General features: G+C 56.1%; 3 protein-coding genes. 1 reads left to right on the top strand and 2 read right to left on the bottom strand.

What is annotated here, in order from left to right:
- Positions 1-3,548, bottom strand: a 3,548-nt coding sequence (locus tag LGZ99_RS23560) for a DUF6531 domain-containing protein (protein WP_262979755.1), incomplete at its 3' end; no start/stop codon positions are given.
- Here LGZ99_RS23560 and LGZ99_RS23555 point away from each other — a divergent pair.
- Complete coding sequence (locus LGZ99_RS23555; protein WP_262979754.1) at positions 3,538-3,912, top strand: hypothetical protein; 375 nt, start codon at positions 3,538-3,540, stop codon at positions 3,910-3,912. The genes LGZ99_RS23560 and LGZ99_RS23555 overlap by 11 nt on opposite strands.
- Here the strand turns inward: LGZ99_RS23555 and LGZ99_RS23550 are convergent.
- Positions 3,857-4,089: DcrB-related protein (locus tag LGZ99_RS23550; protein ID WP_262979753.1), on the bottom strand; the 233-nt coding region annotated here is incomplete at its 5' end. The genes LGZ99_RS23555 and LGZ99_RS23550 overlap by 56 nt on opposite strands.

The following is a 4,089-nucleotide window of genomic DNA, read 5'->3' as shown; positions in this document are numbered from 1 at the left end:
GGCGTTATAAACCGGCCTATTTCCGGGGCATAATACCGGTAAGTATTAAAATGCAGCTCGGTCTCTTTGTCAAAATATTGTCCCGCATAGCGCAGGTTTTGCCTGAAACCAAAGCCCTTTGGCGACCAGGCCGGATCGGTGAAGTGAGCCAGCGGCGGGCCATTCAGTTCACCAAAAACGTTATATTTCCCCGCCCACGCGATTTTGCCGTCCTCGTCCGTCACTTCCAACGGCGCACCGTTGATATCAGTGTGATACCAGAAGTAGTCGTGTATGGTTCCTCTCGTGACGATGCTGGCCAGCGGGGTGTAGCTGTCATGGGATTCGTAACAGTAGGTCTGCGTTTCGCCATTTTTCGCCTCGCGCTCCTGCAACAGTCGCAGGCCATGCCAGACAAAATCGGTTTGTTCATAACGCGCCAGTCCATCAATCCCGATCTTCACCACCTTGCGGATACGCCGCCCAAGGGCATCATAATGATAACGCGCCGTGGTGTTGCCGATTACCGCCACGATCAGGCGGTTGTCGCCATCATAGCGGTAATCCTGGGTTTTGCGCATTCTGCCCTCCCGGCGGGTTATGTTACCGTGAGGGTCATGCTCATAGCGCCATTCTCGCCAGTGGTTCAGGCGGTCGCCCTGCGGCTCCATCGCCTTAGAAAATCCCCGCTCTTCCGCCTCACGCTTGAGTATCGCCTGCGGTTGCTCCAGCAGGTTATCCGCCCGGTCGTACCACAACATCTCATCATAAGCGCTGCCCCAATGCGTCACTTTTTTCAGGCGACTTTCGGAGTCATAAAGATATTCGATCATGCCCCGGTAATGATCTTCCATCACCTGCAATTCGTCCTGGGGGTTGTAGAGCCACGCCCGCCACGGCTTACCCTCGCTGAGATAGGGCAGTGGCTCTGCATCGGCCTGTTTCAACGGCAGGCTGTACTGGTGGGTACAGCGCCCCAGGGGATCATAATCGCGTAGCTGAAACAGCCCGCCCTGCGTGCGCCGGGTTTCTCGATGCAGGTCATCGCGCTCAAATTCAGTTATCAGTTTCTGTTCATGCCGGATCGCACTCAGATGACCGGAACCGTAGTAGAGCCAGCTTAAGGTGCCGCCCTGCGGCAGCGTGAGGGCGGTCAGGTTATCCAGTTCGTCATAGCTGAACTGGAGGCAGTCATCGCCGTTCTGCTCCCGGATAACCCGTCCCAGCGCGTCGTAGCCAAAACGCACGGTGTTGGGCACTATCCCCAGTTGTTTGCCGTTGTCGTTTGGTTCACGGCGGGCTTCCAGCAGCCGGCCCATTTTGTCCCACCGGTACTGATAAGTGTCCGTGTAGGTTTCCCGCTGAATCAACTGACCGGCCGCATCATAATGCTGGTGTACCCGACGTTCCGGGTATTTGAACACCCGGTCACCCATGCGCCGTTCGGTGCTCAACAAGCCCGCCGCGTTGTATTCGTACTGGATTAAGGTGTCGTCGGGACGGATTTCTTCGATTAAGCGCCCTTCGGCATCACGGTTCAGCAAATAGCGGCCATCGTTGGCATTCTCAATTTTCACCAGATGCCCGTCAGGGCTGTACTGATAGCGAATTTGACGTTGCAGACGGTCTGTCGCACAGACCACCTGACCTAAGGCATTGTATTCCCAGGAGCGGGGCACATTCTCATTGCGCTGGTGATAGGTCAACTGACCCGCGCTGTCCCATGCCATGTGTTCGGTGGAATCGTCAGGATAGGTGACGAGGATTAACTGACCGCTATCGTTATAGTCATAACTGACTGTTTCCATTAGCGCGTTGGTAAAGCGGCTCAGTCGGTTCTCATCATCGTAGCGCCATGTGCTGCTCTGGTTGGCACAGTCAGTGTGGCGAATCAACTGCCCCTGACCATTCCACATAAAATGGCTTTCCCCGCCTTTGGCATCAGTGACTTTGTAAGGACGTACCGTATTATTAAAGCCGTAGTGATAACGGGTGGTTTGTTTCAGTGGCGAGGTTTCACTCACCAGCCGCCCAAATTCATCGTAAGCCAATGCCGTTTCGGTGCCATCCGGCCAGAAGATAAAAGTGAGCTGGTCGGTATCATTCTGGTACTGCCAGCCGGTCTGGTTGCCGTTAGCATCCGTGAAACTTAGCTGGCGGCCGTGTTTGTCCCATTCACTCAGGCGGGTGTGGCCGTCCGCATCTGTGTAGCCGTTCGGCAGGCCAAATTCATCCCACAGAATATGGTGCTCTGTGCCGTTGCGGTCGCGGCAGTGAATGATGTGGTGCGCGTCGTTGAGGCGCCAAACCGTGCGGGTGCCGTCATGCCAGTGCGCCGTGCGGGCGGCGTTCTCATTATCGTATTCCAGCCGATAGCCCGCTCCTTCGCTGGTTTGCTGAGCAACCACACGCCACAGCGCTTCGTCAGTCTGTTCCCACTTATAATCACAGCGCAGGCCGCGCGCGTCCTGATGCCATGCCATCACGCCGTGCTCTGTCCAGCCAAATTGTCGCTGGAGAGCGTCGTTGCGATGGCTGACCCCCGTCAGTTGGGCGTTTTCGTTATAATGGTAGCGGCAAAGCTGAATACGATCGCCGTCGTGCAGTTCGCGCCAGACGGCGGTAAGACGGGAGACCGTTTGGTTATCGTTTTCCATCATCACGTAATCGCAGTGCAGGTTAAGCTCGCCACGGCCCGTGATATTGACCATCTGGTGCTGTTCGTTGTAGTGGAAGCGCTGTTCGTTGCCGACGTTATCGCGGATGTGGCTCAGGTGACTGAAGCCGTCATTATCAAAAGCCGTATAGTGATAAACCAATTCACCCGCGTCACGGATTTCCCAGGTATCTTCCGGCGTGTGTACCAGGTTGCTCTGGGCATCAGGGCAGAAACAACAGTGTCCTACCGGCACATCAGGAAATGGCACGATATCCCCGGCAGGGGAACGCCAGAGCAGCCCGCCTTCCACCCGCGTGAGATGGCTTTCCCAGAACAGGTTCCAGCCCTGACCAAGTACACTGTCATACTGATAACGGCTCAGGTAGCTACGCTGCCAGTAGAGCGGCAATTCAGCGTCAAAAACGAAGTCCAGTTCATCCTCATCATTCAGGAATTTCTGACCGGCGATGACTTCCACCGGGTTCATAAGAATACCCGCGACAGGAATAGCTACGGCAAGCGCCCCCAGCCGACAGGTGATTTTGCGGATTTTATCCGCGCCCGGTACCTTGCTGAACAGCTTCTGCAACGCTCCGGGGCCTTTAGCTGCTGCGCCACCAAAACTAATTAACCCTGCCGCAAACATCGTTAAATCGGAAACGGTGTACGCCCATTTAGGGATTTCCGGCACAATGTTTGCCGTCTGCGCCGTCCCGCCGCCGATGAAGACATTAGACGAACCGGTCATTACCGCCGCATCACAGGCAGTTTTGTCTCCGACCCGCACCGCAGGATAGCCATTGATGAAAACGGAGTCAGAACCTTCCGCCATCTGGCGAATGCCATTCTCTTTACTGCACGCCACTTGACTACGCGTCGCGATGGCGGCGGGTTTGCTGTTGATAGACACATTGGGGGAACCTCGTGTGATTTCCCCGCAGGGACTTCGCGATGAGGCCCCCGCAGAGACGCAGGCATCACGCGCCATATCGCCTAAATATCCCGTCGCCATGCTCACCGCAATGGCGGCACCAATCAGCAAAACGCCTACCCCGATACAGGATGCGGCCAATCCGGCGACAAAGAGGGCCCCCGACAGAATTCCTCCGGCGGCTGAAATTAATGAACCGATGACGGTCCCCGCCATCAATCCCGCCATGGCGCTGGAATGGCCTATCGTGTCCCCAACCCGTGCGGCTTCTGGCATAGCGCCCCTCCCTAGAAGTGGAAACTTTTCAGGCAGTCATCCAGCCACTGCCGTTGAGCATCGGTGAACGCCTGTTGGGATGACAAGGTGAAAATCAGCGTTTTTTTCTCGTCCAGCAGGAATACCGCCTGATATTGATAAACTTGCTGCCCCTTTTTGGGCCGATAACGGGAGAGCAGCGCCGTGCCTTGCAGCAGGTTACCGCCCAGCGTCGCGGGCTGTTCTTCCAATAACTGCCAGTCGC

The organism is Photorhabdus temperata (assembly GCF_025384845.1).
GTDB lineage: Bacteria > Pseudomonadota > Gammaproteobacteria > Enterobacterales > Enterobacteriaceae > Photorhabdus > Photorhabdus temperata.
Note: the sequence above shows the minus strand (reverse complement) of the source record. Positions and strands in the feature narration are given on the sequence as shown.